The 19,182-nt window shown below is 38.5% G+C and carries 15 protein-coding genes; 7 read left to right on the top strand and 8 right to left on the bottom strand.

All coding sequences use genetic code 11. The features are described from left to right. The first annotated feature begins 89 nt into the window (after positions 1 to 89). Together H7R46_RS13295 and H7R46_RS13290 are read left to right on the top strand one after the other, a co-directional pair. Positions 90 to 1,721 carry an inorganic phosphate transporter gene (locus H7R46_RS13295; RefSeq protein ID WP_005070664.1) on the top strand — a complete coding sequence of 544 codons (1,632 nt, stop codon included), beginning with the start codon at positions 90 to 92 and terminating at the stop codon, positions 1,719 to 1,721. Positions 1,722 to 1,886: 165 nt separating this feature from the next. Further along, positions 1,887 to 3,221 carry a D-serine ammonia-lyase gene (locus H7R46_RS13290; RefSeq protein ID WP_005070663.1) on the top strand — a complete coding sequence of 445 codons (1,335 nt, stop codon included), beginning with the start codon at positions 1,887 to 1,889 and terminating at the stop codon, positions 3,219 to 3,221. Positions 3,222 to 3,268: 47 nt separating this feature from the next. Here the strand turns inward: H7R46_RS13290 and H7R46_RS13285 are convergent, their stop codons facing one another. From H7R46_RS13285 to H7R46_RS13265, 5 genes are all read right to left on the bottom strand, one after another. Then, positions 3,269 to 4,816 (bottom strand): hypothetical protein, encoded by a 1,548-nt coding sequence (locus H7R46_RS13285; RefSeq protein WP_005070660.1) that lies wholly within the window; start codon positions 4,814 to 4,816, stop codon positions 3,269 to 3,271. A 554-nt stretch (positions 4,817 to 5,370) separates the two neighbouring features. Next, on the bottom strand, positions 5,371 to 5,535 hold the full coding sequence (locus tag H7R46_RS13280; protein WP_000854552.1) for a hypothetical protein: 165 nt from the start codon (positions 5,533 to 5,535) through the stop codon (positions 5,371 to 5,373). 109 nt (positions 5,536 to 5,644) lie between these two features. Continuing rightward, positions 5,645 to 6,649 carry a formylglycine-generating enzyme family protein gene (locus H7R46_RS13275; protein WP_005070657.1) on the bottom strand — a complete coding sequence of 335 codons (1,005 nt, stop codon included), beginning with the start codon at positions 6,647 to 6,649 and terminating at the stop codon, positions 5,645 to 5,647. Beyond that, entirely contained in the window at positions 6,646 to 8,322 is a 1,677-nt protein-coding gene (locus H7R46_RS13270) for an arylsulfatase (protein ID WP_005070656.1), read from the bottom strand. The genes H7R46_RS13275 and H7R46_RS13270 overlap by 4 nt, the downstream gene beginning before the upstream one ends. Before the next feature lie 168 nt (positions 8,323 to 8,490). After that, positions 8,491 to 9,108, bottom strand: coding sequence for a rhomboid family intramembrane serine protease (locus H7R46_RS13265; RefSeq protein WP_002117778.1), 618 nt, complete (start codon positions 9,106 to 9,108; stop codon positions 8,491 to 8,493). A gap of 159 nt (positions 9,109 to 9,267) precedes the next feature. On the opposite strand from H7R46_RS13265, the gene nfuA reads away from it, so the two are divergent. Together nfuA and H7R46_RS13255 are read left to right on the top strand one after the other, a co-directional pair. After that, complete coding sequence (gene nfuA, locus H7R46_RS13260; RefSeq protein WP_002117617.1) at positions 9,268 to 9,906, top strand: Fe-S biogenesis protein NfuA; 639 nt, start codon at positions 9,268 to 9,270, stop codon at positions 9,904 to 9,906. 169 nt (positions 9,907 to 10,075) lie between these two features. Beyond that, positions 10,076 to 12,340 (top strand): TonB-dependent siderophore receptor, encoded by a 2,265-nt coding sequence (locus tag H7R46_RS13255; RefSeq protein ID WP_005070652.1) that lies wholly within the window; start codon positions 10,076 to 10,078, stop codon positions 12,338 to 12,340. Positions 12,341 to 12,363: 23 nt separating this feature from the next. Here H7R46_RS13255 and H7R46_RS13250 read toward each other — a convergent pair whose 3' ends face one another. Together H7R46_RS13250 and H7R46_RS13245 are read right to left on the bottom strand one after the other, a co-directional pair. Then, positions 12,364 to 13,371, bottom strand: a complete 1,008-nt coding sequence (locus H7R46_RS13250; RefSeq protein WP_005070650.1) for a hypothetical protein — start codon at positions 13,369 to 13,371, stop codon at positions 12,364 to 12,366. Positions 13,372 to 13,397: 26 nt separating this feature from the next. Further along, positions 13,398 to 14,423: an alpha/beta fold hydrolase gene (locus H7R46_RS13245; RefSeq protein ID WP_005070648.1), complete on the bottom strand. Its 1,026-nt coding sequence runs from the start codon at positions 14,421 to 14,423 to the stop codon at positions 13,398 to 13,400. 284 nt (positions 14,424 to 14,707) lie between these two features. On the opposite strand from H7R46_RS13245, the gene H7R46_RS13240 reads away from it, so the two are divergent. Next, the gene (locus H7R46_RS13240) at positions 14,708 to 15,322 is read left to right on the top strand and encodes a carbonic anhydrase (protein WP_002117769.1); all 615 of its coding nucleotides are present in this window, start codon (positions 14,708 to 14,710) and stop codon (positions 15,320 to 15,322) included. Positions 15,323 to 15,357: 35 nt separating this feature from the next. Here the strand turns inward: H7R46_RS13240 and H7R46_RS13235 are convergent, their stop codons facing one another. After that, complete coding sequence (locus tag H7R46_RS13235) at positions 15,358 to 15,981, bottom strand: arylesterase (RefSeq protein WP_005070634.1); 624 nt, start codon at positions 15,979 to 15,981, stop codon at positions 15,358 to 15,360. Between the two features lie 44 nt (positions 15,982 to 16,025). Here H7R46_RS13235 and H7R46_RS13230 point away from each other — a divergent pair, with 44 nt between their 5' ends. Both H7R46_RS13230 and H7R46_RS13225 read left to right on the top strand, forming a co-directional pair. Next, positions 16,026 to 16,718 (top strand): ABC transporter ATP-binding protein, encoded by a 693-nt coding sequence (locus H7R46_RS13230; RefSeq protein WP_005070633.1) that lies wholly within the window; start codon positions 16,026 to 16,028, stop codon positions 16,716 to 16,718. Between the two features lie 3 nt (positions 16,719 to 16,721). Beyond that, positions 16,722 to 19,181, top strand: a complete 2,460-nt coding sequence (locus H7R46_RS13225; protein WP_005070632.1) for an ABC transporter permease — start codon at positions 16,722 to 16,724, stop codon at positions 19,179 to 19,181. Position 19,182: the final 1 nt, after the last annotated feature.

Raw genomic sequence — 19,182 nt, 5'->3', positions numbered from 1 at the left:
AATTGACTTCATCGGGCGCCGCTTTGTCATATAATTGTCATAATTTAATTTAAGAATACAGAGGATTTTTTTATCCTCTTACCGTCTGCATGAATTCTAATCTACCCCCTGTTTCGGATTCAAAACTTGCGGCAAACCTGCAAGTCAAATCGACGAATGTACATGTCCCGACACCTAAATTTTTTATGCCGGTGTTTCTGACGATTATTGTTGCAACACTTATTTATATTGGATTTCAGGTGAGTGCTGATTTAGCACATGTACCACCTTTGAGTCTTTATTCAGTTATTCTTTTATCAACTGCACTCTTGATTGCTTTAGGCTTTGAGTTTGTAAATGGCTTCCACGATACTGCAAATGCAGTAGCAACAGTGATTTACACCAATGCTTTACCAGCACCAGTTGCAGTCATGTGGGCTGGTTTTTGTAATTTCCTTGGGGTAATGGTTGCAAGCGGCGCAGTCGCTTACGGCATTATTGCATTGTTGCCTGTTGAGCTGATCATGAATATGGGTAGCGGTGCAGGTTTCGCAATGGTTTTTGCGCTTCTTATTGCTGCGATTCTCTGGAACTTAGGTACTTGGTTCTTGGGTATTCCTGCTTCTAGCTCTCATACCTTGATTGGTTCAATCTTGGGTGTGGGTATTATGAACCATCTATTGAGTGCATCGACTGGCGTAACGACCAGTGGTGTTGATATGGATCAGGTGATTAAAGTCGGTAAGGCATTATTATTTTCACCTTTAATTGGTTTCGCTTTTGCAGCGATTGTATTCTTGTTGGTTAAAACTATTTTTAAACGCCAATTAGAATTATTCCAGCCACCTGAAGGGAATAAACCACCACCAGCAATCATTCGTGCAATCTTGATCTTTACCTGTACAGGTGTGAGTTTTGCACATGGTTCTAATGACGGTCAAAAGGGTATGGGACTCATCATGCTGATTTTGGTTGGTCTGGTGCCGTTGGCTTATTCATTAAATAAAAATCTTGATACTCAGCAAGTTCAATCATTCCATCAGCTTTCTTCTCAAACTGCCGTATTTTTGAATCAAAATCAGCCAGAATTAACCGATGAAAAAGCACGTGTTATTCTGACTAAATATATTCAAACTAAACAGCAAACTCCGGAAGTTGTGCCTGCATTGGCAAGTATGACTGATCACTTGGGTGAGCGAGTTTCTAGCTATAGCAACTTAAAAGATATTCCTGAAGCTGCAATTAGCGAAATTCGTAATGACATGTATTTAAGCACCACGACGTTTAAGCGTTTGGATAAAGCAGATGCTTTACCAAAAATGGATGACTCACAGAAAAAGCTTGTGAAAGAATACCGTAGTAGCTTAGATTCATTCTTACAATACATTCCGACTTGGGTAAAAGTGGCTGTTGCTTTAGCACTTGGTCTAGGCACAATGGTGGGTTGGAAACGTATCGTTGTGACTGTAGGTGAGCGTATTGGTAAGCACCACATGACTTATGGTCAAGGGATGTCTGCTGAGCTTGTTGCAATGAGTACAATTGCAGCTGCTGATGGTTTAGGTATGCCAGTTTCAACAACACACGTTTTAAACAGTGCTGTTGCGGGTACGATGGTCGCGAATAAATCAGGTTTAAACTTTAATACTGTGAAGACAATTCTCTCTGCATGGGTATTTACTCTTCCTGCAACAATCTGCTTGTCAGGTGGTTTGTACTGGTTATTCTTACAGTTTGTATAAAAGCATTTAAAAAATTAAAGCCACTGTTCACAGTGGCTTTTTTATTTGTTTAGTTTTTAAAGTTGAGACTATTTTTCATGTACATTCATCTATAAATTAATAGGTTGTTATAGGCCATCAAACAGCTTTATAGATTGGGCTTAAAATTTTATATCAGGATATATTATGAATGCGGTTCAAATAGATCAGCTAAAACAACAATTTCCACTTATTGAAACACTTCAAGCCTATCAAGAAACATTTTGGTTTACACCTCATCGCTATCCTTTAAAAGAAGCTTTAGAAAAAGTTGGACTAACCGCTAAGGATGTAAGTGAAGCAGAAGCAAGACTAGCGCGTTTCGCACCTTATTTGGCAAAAGTATTTCCTGAAACTCAAGCACAACAGGGAAAAATTGAATCAGATATTGTTGAAATTGCTCATATGCAACAAGCACTTTCTTCAGCAAAACAAGTACAGCTTAATGGAACATTCTGGCTGAAAAAGGATAGTCATCTACCTATTTCAGGCTCCATTAAAGCACGTGGTGGTATTTATGAAGTGCTCACACATGCTGAAAAACTTGCCATGCAGGCAGGGTTACTCAAACCAGAAGATGATTATAGTAAATTAGATCAAGATTCATTTAGGGCATTCTTTTCTAAGTATCAAATTGCAGTAGGTTCTACGGGCAATCTTGGGCTTTCTATTGGTATTATGAGCGCCAAACTCGGCTTTAGAGTTACTGTTCATATGTCGGCTGATGCTAGACAGTGGAAAAAAGACAAACTACGTTCACTCGGCGTCAACGTTGTAGAATATGCCAGTGATTACGGAGTAGCTGTTGAAGAGGGACGTAAAGCCGCAGAGCAAGATCCTCACTGCTTTTTCATTGATGATGAAAACTCAACCACATTATTTTTAGGTTATGCAGTTGCAGGAATACGCTTAAAACAGCAATTTGAGCAAAACCAAATTAAAGTCGATGCTGAACACCCATTATTTGTTTATTTGCCGTGTGGCGTCGGTGGTGGCCCTGGTGGGGTGAGTTTTGGACTAAAACTGGCTTTTGGTGAGCATGTACATTGTATCTTTGCAGAACCAACACATTCGCCGTGTATGTTACTTGGTGTCCACACAGGTTTGCATGATCAGATTTCAGTCAATGATATTGGTATTGATAACGTTACTGCGGCAGACGGGCTTGCGGTAGGGCGTGCTTCAGGTTTTGTCGGGCGTGCTATGCAACAATTAATCGATGGCTACTACACCATTCACGATGAACGTTTATATGAGCTCATTGCGCTTTTAAATCAAACTGAGAATATTCAGCTTGAGCCTTCTGCAGTAGCAGGCATGATGGGGCCGTATTATGTTCAGACGAGTCCTGATTACTTGGCTTTACACCAGTTTACAGCTGAGCAGTTGCAACAGGCAAATCATGTAATATGGGCTACTGGGGGCGGCATGGTGCCTCCTGATGAAATGCAAAAATATCTATCACACTTTCAATATAAATAAAGACACATTAGAAAAAAGCCCAATTCTAGGATTGGGCTTTAATCAAATTATTTTTTAGATGATTTTCTAAAAGGAAGTTTTTCGGTAGCAAAACCATAAATTGCCGCAAAAGGTAGGGCAGTTCGTGCTAAATAAGCGACACGCCATAGACCACCATGATTGGCACCTTCCATCATAAGTTCAAGCGGATGGTCTAAGACAGTTTCAGGATTCGCGACAGAAGACTCATTTCTTAAGTCATGAATCCAGAGTGCCGCCATAATGGCATTGGTGGTTTCAGGGCTAAATGCTTCTACATCGAAAAGTTCTGCGCCATTAAAAGCTGCTTTCAATAATGGATTTTTAGTCACTGAATGAGTCGTTGTCGATGGTGCAATATTAATGCTGACACGTTGTCCTTGATGGCGGGCCAAAATAGCACGCCATTGTTGAATACGCTTTGCCAAAGCATAGTTTGGACCTTGTTCAACCACTAAGCAGTCGGCAATACCATAAGTTTTTCCATTTTCACATGTAACCAAGTCTTGATATGGCGCTTGAAAAAAACGATTGAGCGAAAGAGCAGAAACACCTTTTACTGCCAACTTTTGCATTTTTCTGCGGGATTTAAATTTCTCTTGAGCAGCCTCTGCAACTTCTTTTGGTACTGCATAAACATCGGTTGGAGTACACATAAACATAAGGCTTGTATCAGGCTTATGCTCGCTCACAAATTGCATGATGCTATCCATTGCCATGGAAACGCGGACATGCTTTTCACCATCTAAATAGGCGATTGCTGCCAAATCTAACTTTTGTGGAAACTGCACCAGCCACTGCGCTATTTCTGGTAATTGAGTCAGTAAATTTGCACCCAGCTTATCTTTTAACTCAGAAGCTTTTGCTGACGAATCAACGGCTTCAACACATGGTGCAATAAGTGTTGCATTCCCTTGTTGAATTGTATTTAGGATTTTGCCCCAGACTCGTGAGTTTGGTAAATCTATAGCAACAATATTTGCTTTCCATTTGGCTAACCAAGGCAGTGGTCCTGCTTCTGAGGCTGCACCAAACAGCACCATCGTACGGTCAGACAAATCGAACCATTCTGGATGAGCAATAGCTTCACGAAGTGCTTTGGCATGACTTGGCTCAATAATACCAGTCTCTTCCCAGCGTTGAATCTGGTCTAATAAGCTTTGTCCACTTAGTTTTTGTCCTTTATAGGGAACATACCATTCAGGTGCTGCGTCACTTTCACCTTTAAGTTTTACTGTATAAAGAGGAGTAGATGAAGCAATATGAACGGCATCTTTTAAAAGGTAGTGTTTACCATCACGATAATAATCAAAAATATGGTGAGCTTTATGCAATCCTTGCTTCGCAATAGTAATTGGGTTGTTGATATTAGAAATCCCTTGTTTAACAAGAGCTTTAAAATATAAAGGATAGTTTTTTCGCCAGTTTTTTTCATTCAACACTTGTTGTGCGGTTTTATTATCTACAATAGATAAGGCCTCTGACAAAATCTCTTGGCCTGTAAGAGATGTACTTTGTTTTTTTGTTGAGGCATGTACCGGAAATTGTAGACCTTCGACTTGACTTGTGCTGGACATAAAATATCTCGTTTATACGACTGGGTTAATATACATGTGTATACATTATCTATGCCAATGAAAGGAAACGAGTGGCAATAACTGACAAAATAATATTGATTATTTATGTGATGAAACGTGAAAGAGAAAGTTATTATGATAAATTCATCTCATTTTGGCCTTAATTTTTTTCACATTTTTAGAACATTTTTATAGACTTACGTTACATAAATGTTTATTTTGTATTAAGCAAATACATCAGTATTAACCTGAAGGTAAAATGTTCAAAATGTATCAATAATAGAGATACAGAAATGATTAAAAACTAGACTTTTTTCTTAAGCGATAAGAAAAGTCAAACGGAATAAGAAAGAATTGGGGTGAAACTAGATAGAAGACAACGTAAGATTGTCTTTTAAAAATCTTGGGGATATGGTGATTTTTTTACACCATAATTTTCTAGTTTCATCCCATCTATTTTTGGGCTGGAACCCTCCATTTAGTATTCAATTCATCACTTGATTGAAGCCTATTTCTTTAGAGTAACTTCAAAATTACTTTAAAAGAGGGTATTTCTAACAACGTCCTTTTTTAGCTTGTCCTGGTGGGCAAAAGCCTCCTGGATGTCCGTAATATGGTGAATCAGGGTCAATCACAATACTACCTTCAGGTGTATGGACCGCACAGGCTGATAGTGACATTGTGAAAATTGCTGCGGCACAAAGAAGTAGAGTTTTCATCTTGTTCTCACTTTTTTATCATTCTCACTTGTACTATAAAAACATTTTGATTATTTTTCGACCTAATTTTGGTTAAAAAATATCTTTAATAAGTCGAATTAAGTAAAAATTAAGGAGACCGTAAAATAGTCCGAAATCCAACATGTGTTGCAGCTAAATCAAAATCTTGTGGATAACGGCTACTGCTACGATAACGTGAACAATAATTTTGTGCACAAAGAAAAGATCCACCTTTAATTACATATTGAGTGCTGGTGATTTCTTGTTGACGTAAATCAGAATAATTTCCCATATGCTGGTCATGAGCACCTTGATAAGGAGAAGATGTCCATTCCCATACATTTCCAATCATATCAAATAGTTTGAATTTATTTGCCGCAAAACATCCAACAGGTGCAACACCTTTAAAGTGATCTTGATTTAGGTTTTGAAAAGGGAATTCGCCTTGCCAGTAGTTGGCTTGCGGATGTTGATGTTCATCAGTAGGGGCCTGATGTAAAGGGGTATCAGTTTTTGAATTGGCTTTAGCTGCATATTCCCATTCTAGTTCTGTTGGTAAATCACGTCCTAGCCACACTGCATAATGTTCAGCATCATTTTTACTCACATATCGCACAGGCTCATTAGGATTTGCTATAGCTCCAGTACCGCCGTTTGGCGTTTTCCATGTATACCCTGATTTTAGCTGCCACCATTGCTGTGGGTGATGAGGGTCTGGTGAGAAAACAGCAGCCTGTTTTTGTTTTTCGGCATCGGTAATATAGCCAGTTGCTTTTACAAAACTTGCAAACTGAGCGACCGTAACTTCAGTTTGGTCAATCCAAAATCCTTTGACTTCGCGCTGCTTTTTTCCAAAATTAAGTTCATCGGGATAGGCCTTTTCAGAACCAAAGTTAAAATCTCCATCGGCAATTAAAACCATTCCTGCTGTAGGCTGTTTGAGCCAACCCTGAGGCAGACCACTATAGTTTTGACACTTTTCAATAGACCCTAAATCAGCTAAAGATGTTTGCTGTTGCGTCGAAGACCTAGATTCAGAAAATTTTGAAGATTCGCTACAGCCTGTCATAATAGACAGGCTGATTGTGGTAACTAAAAATGGCTTCAATTTCATTTGGCGTTATATTCCTGCACACCATTTTTTTCAGTATATTTTTGATAGACCGATAAGAGTTCTTGAACTTTTGCAGGATAAAGCTGAGCAACGTTTTGTCTTTCACCGCGATCTAATTTAATGTTGTATAGCTCCCAAGTCCCTGTGCCTAATTCAGGCCGCCCTTGAAGTGCGATTTTCCATTCACCTTGTTTTGCATATTTGCTGCCATGCAGCTCATCGGCAAAGCTAAAATTTGCAGGGCGAATAGTATCGGTTTTGTTTTCAAGCAAAGGTTTCCATGAAATTCCAGATGGCGTATTAATGGCCCGGCCATTGTATTGACCTTGTGGTACTGGAATATGAGCATATTCTAGTAAGGTAGGGAAAACATCGAGTACAGATGCAAAGCTATGATTTGTCTCTTCCGCTTTTTTCTGATTTGGTAATTTCACAATAGCAGGGGCAGTCGTTGCGCCTTCGCCCGCCGTATCTTTCCATAAGTGGAAAGGTGCCGCACTGACTTCGGCCCAACGTGGCCCAATATAGTGATATGAAGTAGGTGTACCAACATTGGCTACTGAGTTATCAAAACCAGATTCACTGCCATATCCGCCACGTACAAAACCTTCTGCGCCATTGTCTGAAACAAAGAAAATTAAAGTATTGTCATAAAGATTATTTTGTTTGAGATATTGAATAATGCGGCCGACATTGGCATCAAGATTTTCTACCATACCCGCATAGATTTCCATCTTACGAGCTTCTAGTGCCTTTTGTTCGGCTGTTAACTCATCCCATTTCCCATATTTTTGTGGAGCATTTTGAGTCGCAATTGGTTCTGCTGCATCAAAGTTTGCAGGAATAATTCCAAGCTGTTTTTGTCTAGAAATGCGGGCATTACGAATTGCATCGTAACCTACATCATAAACTCCGCGATATTTCTCACGGTATTCGGCTGGGGCTTGAATTGGCCAGTGAGGTGCCGTGTAAGCAGCATAAGCAAAGAATGGTTTGCCGCTATTTTTGCCTGAATCTAAGTAGCTCAGTAATTTATCGGTAAAATAGTTGGTAGAGAAAAAGTCATCAGGCAATGCCGAAATAGGAATAATTTGCCCATCTTCTGTATAAGTTGAATTTCGTTTAAAGGCACTTGGAGCTTGTTTAAAATGATGGTCTAAACCTTGTAATAAGGTAAATGAATGATCAAAACCTTTAGCATGTGCATTGGTTTCAGGGGTTAAGCCTAAATGCCATTTACCGCTAATGTACGTGCGGTAACCATTGTCTTTAAGTACTTGGGCAATCGATAAAGAACGTTCGTTTAAATAGCCCTCATAACCTGGTTGTCCCTTCAAATGCTCTGGGGTGAGTTCCGCCATTGCCCCAATACCAGCTAAATGGTGATCAGTACCGGAAATAAGTTGAGAACGTGTTGGCGAACAGGTCGGGGCAGTATGATAATCCGTTAAAAGACGACCTTCTTGAGCCAGACTATCAATATTAGGGGTGTGAATTTCGCCGCCAAAAACCCCTAAATCTGAATAGCCTAAGTCATCAGCCATAATAAATAAGATATTCGGTTGCTTAGGCGTGCTTACAACATTTTCTTGATTATCGTTGTCATTACATCCAGCCAAAGATAAGCTAAATAAGGCAATAGAAAGGCTAGATAAAATTGCTCTGTACTTCATTGTATCATCTGAATTATTAAAAGATTGGCACGAGTTTAATCAGATGGTTTTTGCAAACAAAGCAATGAATTGATCAAAGAAAATCAGAAAAAAGACTGAGAATTTATGCAGATAAATAAATCAGAAAAAAAGAAAAGCCCCAAGAGGCTTTTCTTTGATTTATATCGTTTAGAAAGGAAGACGAGTAAGCTGGTCTAAGAAATGTGGAATAACTTTAGGTTCAAGTAAAATGGTTACGATGATTCCGTAAGCTGCACCCCATAAATGAGCACTATGGTTAATATGACTATTACCACGTTTACCAGCCCAAATACTGTACGCCACATATAAAATAGCAAAAATAATAGCGGGTACAGGAATGAAGAATACAAAAATCAGCTTCCATGGCTGAAATAGAATATAAGCAAATAAAACCGCTGAAACAGCACCTGAAGCACCTAGGCTGGCCCAATTCGCATCATTTTTATGTTGTAAATAGCTTGGCAAAATCGCAAAGATTAAGCCACCTAAATAGAACAACACAAAACCCATGTCATAGAAATATTGGCGGTAAAAACTTTCAATGATACTGCCAAAGAAAAACAGGGTAATCATGTTGAACAGTAAATGTGTTCCGTCGGCATGGATAAAGCCATGAGTAATGAATCGATCAATTTGTCCACGTTGCATTGCAGGCGGCCAAAAAATCAATCGGTTCATTACATTTTGATTGCTAAAAGCAAGTAAAGAGATAATGACCGTAATAATAATAAGAGTAACTGTATGGTTAAACGGCAAATGCAACATAAGAAATATTTAAAAAAATGATCAATACTGAGTTCAATAATGCCATTAAAAACTTAACTTGAAACCCTGTTGTGTATAAATCCGACAAATTTAGTTGATTTTTTTTAAATCCACCTCATCTTCGGTTAATATAAAGGCATCAGCTTGAGGAATATTGTTATGTCGACTGAGAACACCAACACTGCTGTTGCAGAAGAAATTCCAAACCTTTTGATTACACCATCTGCACAAGAGTATTTGCACGATTTACTAACGAAGCAAAATACTCCGGGAATTGGCGTTCGAATTTTTGTTGAGCATCCGGGTACGCCACGTGCGGAATGCTGTATGGCATATAGTGCGCCAGAAGAAGTGATCCCAACGGATTATAAACAGGACTATCCTGATTTTCCTGCGTATATTGATGCGCCATCTATTCCTTATCTTTTAGATGCCGTAATTGATTACAACAAAGACCGTTTTGGTGGTCAGCTCACTTTCCGTGCTCCAAATTCTAAAGTTCCACGTGTTGGTCCAGATGCTTCGATTGAAGAACGTATTACTTACATTCTTCAGGCAGAAATTAACCCAGGTCTTGCAGGGCATGGCGGAAATTGTAGTTTGGTAGAAGTACAAGATGATCCAGAACACGGTTTAACTGCTGTATTGAAATTTGGTGGTGGTTGCCAAGGTTGTTCTGCAATTGATGTTACCTTGAAACAAGGTGTAGAAACTACTTTAAGAGAGAACATTCCTGAGCTTCAACGTGTGGTTGACCAAACAGACCATACGCAAGCTGAAGGTGCTTATTTCAAATAATCAAATTATTTGAAAAGTGAAATAAAAAAGCCTCGCAATGAGGTTTTTTTATTATTCAATATAAATAATGATAATTATTATCAATATCATTTGTAATTTTATTTATCTTTGTTACAATGCGGAACTGAAAATGAGAGATGTTTAATAAATCAATATATTGGGAATACTTATGTCGAAGCGTATTATCCAGTCAGTGCTTTCTGTTTCAGTACTGGCAAGTATGATGTCTATGGCTTATGCTGCACAAAATGAGCAAGAACAAGCTGAAAAAGCATTAGAAAAGCCTGCTGAACCTGTGAAATTGGAAACAATTTTTGTAACAGCTGAAGAGCAGGTGAAGCAGTCGCTCGGCGTATCAGTAATCACCCAAGAAGATTTAGAAAAACTACCAGTTCGTAATGATATTTCTGATTATGTGCGCCGTATGCCTGGTGTCAATTTAACAGGTAATAGCGCAACAGGTCAGCGTGGCAATAATAGACAAATTGATATCCGTGGAATGGGGCCCGAAAACACGCTTATTTTAGTGGATGGAAAACCAATTAATTCTCGTAATTCAGTCCGTTATGGCTGGAAAGGAGAGCGTGATACACGAGGTGACTCAAACTGGGTGCCAGCAGAAGCAATCGAATCGATTGAGGTTTTACGTGGTCCAGCAGCAGCTCGTTATGGCTCCGGTGCGGCAGGTGGTGTGGTTAACATCATTACTAAAAAAGTGACTAATGAAACCCATGGCTCAGTAGAGTTTTATACGTCACAGCCTGAAGACTCTAAAGAAGGTGCATCAAATCGTGTTGGTTTTAACGTAAGTGGGCCACTGATTAAAGACGTTTTATCTTATCGTTTATATGGTAATTACAATAAAACAGAAGCTGACGATGTTGATATTAATAAATCAATTGGTAGTACCGCAGCTGGGCGTGAAGGCGTTAAAAATAAAGATATTTCGGGCCGTTTAGCTTGGCAGGCAACAGACCAGCAAACTATTTTGCTTGATGTTTCTTCTAGCAAACAAGGTAATATTTATTCTGGTGACTCTCAGTTAAATGCAAATGCGGAAGCTGATGCGATTCTTTCGGAACTTATTGGTAAAGAAACCAATACTATGTACCGTGATAGCTACGCATTAACCCATGAGGGTGATTGGTCTTGGGGTAAGAGTAAGCTCGTTGCTCAATACGATAAAACGCATAATAAACGTCTTCCAGAAGGCCTTGGTGGCAGCACAGAAGGAAAAATTAATAATCTTGATGATAAAGCCACTTCACGTTTAGAAACTCTTCGATTTAATGGTGAAGCCAATATTCCTTTTGAATATTATGTACCGCATGTATTAACACTTGGTACCGAATGGGTTGAAGACAGATTTAAAGATAATGTATCGACAAATCAAGGGAAAGACAGTAGTGGTTCAGGTTATGGCGATCAATTAGCTAAAGGTGATCGTAGTAAAATGGAATCACGTATTGCATCTGCATATATCGAAGATAACTTGAAACTCACAGACAGTACAGATGTCGTGTTAGGCCTGCGTTTTGATGACCATAGTAAATCTGGTTCTAACTGGAGTCCAAGCTTAAATATTACCCAAAGACTTAACGATTATTTCACTTTAAAAGGTGGGGTAGCAAAAGCTTATAAAGCACCGAATATGTATCAAAATGCCGAAGGGTATTTATTAAGTACAAATGGGAATGGTTGTCCGGCCAATATTGAGTCACGTTGCTTGTTACAAGGTAATGGTGATTTAAAACCAGAAACTTCGGTTAACAAAGAGCTCGGTATCCAGTTCCAAAAAGACATCGTGAATGCGAGCTTAACTTGGTTCCGCAATGACTATAAAGATAAAATTGTGGCTGGTACAAACGTTGTTGGAACAGTTGATGGTTCAAGCACGAATGCAAATACAGGAGCTGTGACCAATACTAAGTGGAATATCTTACGTTGGGAAAATACGCCTAAAGCATTAATTCAAGGTTTTGAAGGAAGCTTAGGATTAGATTTCGGTGATATCCGCTGGACTAACAACTTTACGTATATGATGGATTCAAAAGATAAACAAACAGGTAATCCATTATCTTTAGTTCCAATCTATACAATTAACTCAATTCTTGATTATGACATCACAGATCAGTTAGATGTAAATTTTGTATTTACTCAATATGGTCGTCAAAAATCACGTCAGTTTGCAGAAAGTAGAATCGAATCTGGTATTGGTTCAGGTGGAGCAAATTCTGCGCTTAAGCCAAGTACTGTAAAAAGCTATAGTACCGCTGGAATAAATGTCGGTTATAAATTTTCAGACAATATAAGTACGCGTGTTGGTGTGAGCAACTTGTTTGATAAACAAATTTTAAGAGACAGTAATTCAATCAGCCAAACTTATAATGAACCAGGTCGAGCTTATTACGCTTCTTTAAAATATTCTTTCTAATCAACATAAATAACAAAGGCGCTCTAAGCGCCTTTGTTATTTAAAATATCTAATGCTTTTTCAGAATAATAAAACTTCTCTAAGTACATACGGGCACGACGTCTTAAATGTCCTGTGGTAATTAACTGCTGTAATACAGGCACAAGTAACTTGGTCAGCTCATGTTGTACTAAACCTTCATCAATATTGAGGTCACGAAGCAATAAATCAAAACTACGCTCTTGATTACGTACATACCAAGTATAGATACCATCATGTACTTGTTGTTTTAAATAATCAGTTTGGCGAATGTGATCCCATATTTCATGCCCTAAACCAACCGTTTTTGATAAGTCTTGAGTTTCTACATAATTTTTTAAAACAGAAAGTGGCATAGTTTTAACTTTATGCCAAACATTTGCCTGAAAATGGTAGAGCTTATCATTGTCAAAATGTTGGTTTAAAACACGCTCACTCATTTGGCTGAGTTTTAGAATATTCTTTTGCAAATAATGATTAATCGTATCGTCCAGATTGGAATCGGTTACTGTTTCTAAAACAGATTTCCCCATTTTCATAAAACGCCCTACACCAGGTACGCGTTTTGACATGGATTCATCTAAATAATCATGCATTGTTTGCTGAATCAGTTGCGTGAGTAGGGCCGAAAAAGCAGGATTATTCACAATCGTTTTAATCAGTTTTTTACGGTGCTCTTCTTTACTTGCAACGTATTGTGCAATTCGGTCAATCGTTAGAACAGGAATAACATCCTCAATAGTTGAGGTGTCATTTGCAGGATGAATTAATGCAAAGCGAATATGCTCAGCAATTTGTTCAATTAGAAAATCAGAAGCAGGCGTATCTAAAATCTGCTTTTGAATGAGCTGTTGAATTTGTTCAAAAGTCCACAGATGTTGTAATTGCCGACTCCCCAACCAATGATAAAATTGCTCAAACTCTTGCTGGATCACCTGAGTCTGAGCAAATTGCTCATCTAAAAAATCTAGATGAGCTTCAATAAGTTTTTCAATAAGTGGTTGGGTAGACATAAGGTCTCACAAGTCCGAGGTTTTATTTAAGGTGTGGTCGTTTTTGACGACTGATTTGTTTCTACTTTAAGTAAAAACGGTAGATATTGTTGCATAACCAACTGTTCAGCTTCCAAAATCGGCATATGGCCTACATTTTCTAAAATAACTGGAGGCTGAGCATTCTTTAAAAGTCGTTTTAGTTCACTTGCTACTTCGACATTAATAATCTTATCTTGTTTGCCCCATAGAATGAGCGTCGGTGCATCGATCGTTTTGGTAAGTACCGCAAAGGAATCTGGTGTGTAGACTTTATTAAGTGCAATCAATTGATCAACCAGTTTTTGTGTTTGAGGTGCCTGATCAATCATCAACTTTTCTTGAGCTTGAAGAAACTCTTTAGGAATAAACGGAGGATTAAACATGGTTTGTTTTAATAAATAATTAAAGTCACCTTTTTTAGACACTAAAAGCTGTTTTAGGTAAGCAGGATCTTTTAAATAAATTGTATTGGCTGAGCGAAAAATACCACCGCTATCTACTAAAAATAAACTTTTCGTTTCAAATGGATATTGTCCAGCATAGAGTAGGGCAATAGATCCGCCGAGTGAGTGCCCAGCAATATGAATTGGACCTTTTAAATTTGCCGCCTCAACAAAGCGACGTAACTTTTCAGCAAGATTTGGTACCGAATAATCGAAGTCTTGAGAAACGATAGTTTCACCACTACCCGGTAAGTCAGGAATAATGACATGGTAATTTGTGGTGAGATAACGAGCCACTCTGTTCCAGTTATCACGGCTACCCGCTAAACCATGAATAAGGAGTAAAGTCGGTTTTGTTGTAGAGCCGCCTTCGCTATAAGACCAAGTCACATCACCGACTTTTAAGCTTTTACTTTGTAGACCTGCCCAGTTACGTTCTTGCTGTAATACATTCTGGAATGTCACATCAATATTATTGGCTGCCTGTGTTTGAGAAATACTCATCACTGACAATACGCTACAAGCCAAAGTCAGTGCTGTAGCAGTTTTTTTCATAGAGGCCTTAATTGATGTGGACAGCCTTGTCATAGATTTCATCCTTGAAGCTTAAGCGAGTTTGAAAAATTATTGAAAAACTTTGCCAATGAGTCATTTGCCAAATGTTTGGAATGAAGAAAATTATAGTCAATCCGAGAACCAAAGTATGTCTATTTTTTCACTAAACAGTAGCGAATATGCAGTGAGCTCTACATTAGAACAGGTTAAGTATTTTTAAATTTTTTCATAGAAAAGGATTTATTTTTTGTCAGTGACATTCAAATTTTGACACATTAAAATGATTTCCAACCTTGAAAAAACAATGGAAATATAAAATGCCTACTGCGCAAGAAGTTTTAGATCGTCTGAAAGCCGGTAATCAACGATTTGTAAATGGAAATACTTCCCTTGCAAAAACCTTATCTCATCAAGAACGCGCTGAAATGGCAAAGGATCAAAATCCGTTTGCAATTGTACTTGGCTGCTCAGATTCTCGTGTTCCAGCAGAGATGGTATTTGACCAAGGTCTTGGTGACTTATTCGTAATCCGTGTAGCTGGTAATGTGGTTGCACCTTCACAAGTCGGTAGTGTCGAGTTCGCAGCAGAGCGTTATGACTGTCCAGTTGTAGTTGTATTAGGACACAGCCATTGTGGTGCGATTCAAGCAACAATTGATACGTTAATGAATCCTGATCACCCGCCATCATCTAACCTAATGTCGATTGTGAACCGCGTTCGTCCATCAGTTGAAATTTTAATGCAGACTGATTTAAAAAATGATTTGAAAAAACTTTCATGTCATGCGGTACGTTCAAACGTTTTTGCTTCTGTAAATCAATTACGCCATGGTTCAGCGGTGTTAGAGAGCCTGATTGCAAAAGGTGAATTAATTGTTGTCGGTGCAGAATATTCACTAGAAACTGGTGAAGTTACTTTTTTTGATTTCTGATCATATTAAAAAGAATATTTAAAGATAAAAGGTGCCTATAGGGCACCTTTTATATATGGGTAAGCTAAATTAAGTAGTTTTGACTGCGCTTGAGCATTGGGATGAATTAAATCATTTTGCATAAGCTGTTTTTGACCAGCAACACCATCTAGAAAAAACGGTAGTAGTTTCACCTGATATTTTTGACTTACAACTTTATAATTATTTTCAAAAGCTTTGCTATACGCAGCCCCATAATTTGGCGGAATCTTCATGCCAAAAAGAATAACTTTGGCTTTTTGTTTCTGGCTTAATTGAATGAGCTGATCCAGATTTTTTTGAATCATTTGAGGTGGTTGCCCACGCAAGCCGTCATTTCCGCCTAATTCAATCACGACCACATTAGGCTTATAAGTCTGCAATAATTTGGGTAATCGGGCTAAAGCGCCGCTTGTTGTTTCTCCACTAACACTTGCATTGACCACTTTGTGTTGTTTGGGATACTGTTTGTCTAAACGTTTTTGCAGTAATTGTACCCAACCTTGTTTGGGATCAATTCCGTAACCGGCACTAATACTATCTCCTAAAATTAAAATAGTTTTCGCCGATACAAGCATAGGCAGCATACTTAATGAGATGAGCATGATGCTTTTAGAACCAATCAAAAAAGATTTAGACATTTGTACTTCGACCCTGATTCTGAATACATAGGACTTTTCACATCATGCCACAACCCATCATTGCTGCCCATCAAGTTACACAAACTATTCAGATTAACCAAAATCAGTTTACGATTTTAAAAGATATTGATTTAGAGATTTTTGAAGGGGAACAGGTAGCAATTACGGGACGTTCCGGCTCAGGTAAATCAACCTTACTAGGAATTTTGGCGACTTTAGATCAACCGTCTGAAGGAGAAGTCTGGTTGTGTGGTCAAGCTGTTCATCAGTTAACAGAGGAACAACGTGCCCAAATCAGAATGCAGCATATTGGTTTTGTATTTCAGTCTTTTCAACTTCTGCCTCAGTTGAGTGCGCTTGAAAATGTGATGTTACCTTTACGATTACGTAAAGACTTTGATTATAAAACAGCGGAGAAAAAAGCTTTAGATTGGTTGCATCGAGTAGGGCTGAGTCGTCAAGTTGAACAAACGCCTAAAGTCTTATCTGGTGGCGAGCAGCAGCGTGTAGCCATTGCACGCGCTCTTATTGCAGAACCACAAATTATTTTTGCGGATGAACCGACTGGAAATCTAGATGGTCAGACAGCACAAGAAATTGAAAGCTTGCTCTTTGATTTAAACCGAGAGTTAGGTACGACTCTGATTTTGGTGACCCATGATCGTAATTTAGCATCCCTTTGTCAGCGTCATGTTGAGTTAGATGATGGCCGACTAAAGACAGTACAGGGTGGTTAAACTATGCGTAATCTTCTCAAACCACTTTTGCTACAAAGTTTTCGTACGGGTGGATTATATCTACTCATTATTGCTCTATCGCTTGCGATCAGTGCAACAACTGCCCTGAAATTTAGTAACGACCAAGTTAAAAATGCAGTCAGTCTGCAAGCTTCACAAATGCTGGGTGCGGATTTGGTTCTGTCAAATAACGAGCCTATCGAACAGTCGTGGAAAAAAAGGGCAGAACAGCTGGGTTTAAAACAAACTAATGTCACTATATTTAGCTCGATGGCTCATACCCAAGATCAGTTTGTCATGGTGAATGTAAAGGCAATTGAGCCTTTATTTCCACTCAGAGGACAGTTGGAAATTGAACCAAGTGCTAAAGCGATTCAATCTGGTGAAGTTTGGCTAAGTCAAAGAGCAGCCGATTTACTTAAAGTAAAGCTAGGAGATACTGTTTCTATTGCTGATGCTACCTTCCGTTTTAGTGGCGTGATTGTGCGTGATTCAAATCAGGAGCTCGGTTTTTCAGGCTTTTCACCAACCGTTATTATTCATCAAGCCGATATTGCTAAGACTCATGCGATTCAGACAGGGAGCAGAATTGACTATCGTTTATTAATGGCAGGTAGCCCTGAACAGGTTCAGTCATTTTCAAAGCAATTTAAGCAACAGCATCAACCTTCTAAAGATGTAGATGAAGCGGCTGGATTGCGTTTACGTGATGCAAGTGAATCGAACAGTAGGTTATTACGTCCGCTTGAAAATTTAGATACCTTTTTGCAATTAGCTAATATTTTAACGATTTTATTATGTGGTATTGCCATCGCTCTAACGAGTCAACGTTATGTGCAACAAAACCAAGATCATATTGCGCTGATCAGATGCTTAGGAGCCAGTAAGTTCCAAATCTTGTGGGCATATATTGGATTACTTTGTGTTGTTAGTGCGATTTCAATTGTGTTGGGCAGTCTATTAGGTTTAATTATGGGTTATGGCCTGCTCCAGCTTATGCTGCAATTAATACCTCAATTAGAGCTAAGTTTTTCGGTCATACCACTTTTAGTTGGACCTTTACCCATTGCTATTTTTACGAGTGTGATCGTACTGCTTGGTTTTATTTTGCCAAGCATTTGGGAACTTTTAAATACACCTCCAATTCGAGTTATTCGCGAGCAAGCCAAATCTCGCAAATCTTTATTTTTTATGTTTTTTGCAGGAATCACTAGCCTAGTCGTTTTTAGTTTGGTATTGAGTGAAAACTTAATGCTCAGCATTCTGGTTTTAGCGGCAATTATTGTTCTTTGTATTTTGCTTTACACCGTTGTTTGGCTATTGCTTCGTAGCTTAAAAAAGCTGAAAAATCGATTGTCTTTTTATATTCGTTCGCCATCACAAAGCGCCTTACAAATTACTGCATTGGCTTTAGGCTTAAGCCTCATTACGGTGCTCAGTGTATTAAGAACAGATTTATTAGAGCGTTGGCAGCAACAACTTCCAGAAGGGACACCGAATCAATTTGTTTATGGATTACCTCCATTCGATTTAAAAGCATTTGAGCAACAATTAAAACAGAATGGCTGGCAAAGCACGCCGTTATATCCAAATATTCGTGGCCGATTGTTAGCTAAGAATGATGTGCCTTTTTCAGAAGAGGCTATAAAGCAAAACAATTCTTTGCGCCGTGAACTGAATTTGACTCAATCAAATCTACTACCAAAGGACAATGTCATTACAAGTGGTCAAGCCCAGTTTGATGGTGTGGGACAAGTTTCAGTCGAAAGTAAAACTGCCGAAAGTTTAGGAATTCAAATTGGAGATAAGCTTACTTTTAGTTTGCCCGAAGGCAACTTACAGGCCAAAGTTGTGAATTTCCGGAGTGTAGAGTGGGAAAGTTTTAGCCCTAACTTTTTCTTTATTTTTTCACCTAAAACTTTAGATGAAAATGCTGGAAGTTATTTAGGTAGTTTCTATGTGCCTAAGCAAGATCAACCTAAAATGATCAATATTATTCAGCAGTTCTCAAATACAGTATTTATTGATGTTGACCGGATTTTAGATGAAGTAAAACGTTTAATGAATGTTCTAGTCAAAATCGTGACTGTTCTAGCGGCATTAGTCGGTTTTTCTGGAATACTCGTTTTAATTGCATGTCTAAATTTATTAATGGATGAGCGACGCCGTGAAGTTGCTTTGTTACGTTCATTTGGTTTATCTAAAAATAAAATGAAGCAAATGCTCAGTTTTGAGATTGGGTTTCTTGGTCTGTTAGCAGGCATAGTTGCCTGCTTTTTTGCGGAAGTGATTAGTGCGATCGCAAGCTATAAAATGAATATGGCAATACAATGGCATATTGAAATATGGCTGATTTTACCTCTTGGCATGATGCTGGTTTGTGCCCTGATTGGTCGTTATCGACTAGGCTATCTCTGTAATTTACCACCTTTACAAAGTTTAAGAGAATTAAACCAATTGTAGT

It is taken from the genome of Acinetobacter sp. BEC1-S18-ESBL-01 (genome assembly GCF_014169935.1).
Lineage (GTDB): Bacteria > Pseudomonadota > Gammaproteobacteria > Pseudomonadales > Moraxellaceae > Acinetobacter > Acinetobacter pittii.
This window is presented reverse-complemented; position numbering and strand designations above follow the sequence as displayed.

Excerpts from the sequence above, each read along its gene's own strand:
- H7R46_RS13295 (WP_005070664.1), top strand. The coding sequence starts at position 90 with ATGAATTCTAATCTACCCCCTGTTTCGGATTCAAAACTTGCGGCAAAC.
- H7R46_RS13290 (WP_005070663.1), top strand. The coding sequence starts at position 1,887 with ATGAATGCGGTTCAAATAGATCAGCTAAAACAACAATTTCCACTTATT.
- H7R46_RS13285 (WP_005070660.1), bottom strand. The coding sequence starts at position 4,816 with ATGTCCAGCACAAGTCAAGTCGAAGGTCTACAATTTCCGGTACATGCC.
- H7R46_RS13280 (WP_000854552.1), bottom strand. The coding sequence starts at position 5,535 with ATGAAAACTCTACTTCTTTGTGCCGCAGCAATTTTCACAATGTCACTA.
- H7R46_RS13275 (WP_005070657.1), bottom strand. The coding sequence starts at position 6,649 with ATGAAATTGAAGCCATTTTTAGTTACCACAATCAGCCTGTCTATTATG.
- H7R46_RS13270 (WP_005070656.1), bottom strand. The coding sequence starts at position 8,322 with ATGAAGTACAGAGCAATTTTATCTAGCCTTTCTATTGCCTTATTTAGC.
- H7R46_RS13265 (WP_002117778.1), bottom strand. The coding sequence starts at position 9,108 with ATGTTGCATTTGCCGTTTAACCATACAGTTACTCTTATTATTATTACG.
- nfuA (WP_002117617.1), top strand. The coding sequence starts at position 9,268 with ATGTCGACTGAGAACACCAACACTGCTGTTGCAGAAGAAATTCCAAAC.
- H7R46_RS13255 (WP_005070652.1), top strand. The coding sequence starts at position 10,076 with ATGTCGAAGCGTATTATCCAGTCAGTGCTTTCTGTTTCAGTACTGGCA.
- H7R46_RS13250 (WP_005070650.1), bottom strand. The coding sequence starts at position 13,371 with ATGTCTACCCAACCACTTATTGAAAAACTTATTGAAGCTCATCTAGAT.
- H7R46_RS13245 (WP_005070648.1), bottom strand. The coding sequence starts at position 14,423 with ATGACAAGGCTGTCCACATCAATTAAGGCCTCTATGAAAAAAACTGCT.
- H7R46_RS13240 (WP_002117769.1), top strand. The coding sequence starts at position 14,708 with ATGCCTACTGCGCAAGAAGTTTTAGATCGTCTGAAAGCCGGTAATCAA.
- H7R46_RS13235 (WP_005070634.1), bottom strand. The coding sequence starts at position 15,981 with ATGTCTAAATCTTTTTTGATTGGTTCTAAAAGCATCATGCTCATCTCA.
- H7R46_RS13230 (WP_005070633.1), top strand. The coding sequence starts at position 16,026 with ATGCCACAACCCATCATTGCTGCCCATCAAGTTACACAAACTATTCAG.
- H7R46_RS13225 (WP_005070632.1), top strand. The coding sequence starts at position 16,722 with ATGCGTAATCTTCTCAAACCACTTTTGCTACAAAGTTTTCGTACGGGT.